This window comes from Aquibacillus salsiterrae (assembly GCF_028416595.1).
GTDB classification, from domain to species: domain Bacteria; phylum Bacillota; class Bacilli; order Bacillales; family Amphibacillaceae; genus Aquibacillus_A; species Aquibacillus_A salsiterrae.
Genome location: NZ_JAMQKC010000066.1, coordinates 1 through 622 on the forward strand (window position 1 = coordinate 1; position 622 = coordinate 622).

The window sequence follows — 622 nt, forward strand, 5'->3', positions numbered from 1 at the left end:
CAGGCGTTACGCGTATAGCCATGGATGAAACCTCACGGACAAGAGGACATAAGTATGTGACATTATTTATTGATTCGGATACCAAACGTTTACTATTTGCAACCCAAGGCAAAGGCTCAGATGTATTGAAAGACTTTTGCCAGTTCCTTGATGCGAAAGGGGTACCTTCTTCCCAAATTGAAGAAGTGTGCTCAGACATGTCACCGGCGTTTATTTCGGGAATTGAAAGCAACTTCCCTAATGCGCACATTACATTTGATAAATTCCATGTTATGAAATTGGTTAATGAAGCACTCGATAAGGTAAGGAGACAGGAACAAGTCACGGAACCATTACTAAAAAAGACTCGCTATTCCTGGCTTAAAAACCAAGAAAATTTAACAGAAAAACAGGAAGCTGCCTTTACCAAATTAAAGGACATGGATTTGGCAACAGGCCGTGCGTATCGCATGAAAATATCGCTGCAAAAAATGTGGACACGTTCACCCATCATTGCTGAGCTATATTTTGATGAATGGTATGACTGGGCGATACGTTCTCAACTGGAGCCTATGATTAAGCTCGCAAAGTCTCTTAAGAAGCACAAGAGAGGTATCTTAAGGTGGTTTGTCACCAAAATGAC

At 41.2% G+C, this 622-nt stretch carries 1 protein-coding gene; it reads left to right on the forward strand.

What is annotated here, in order from left to right:
• Positions 1–56 precede the first annotated feature (56 nt).
• A partial coding sequence (locus tag NC799_RS18340; RefSeq protein WP_272447859.1) for a transposase occupies positions 57–622 on the forward strand: 566 nt, incomplete at its 3' end.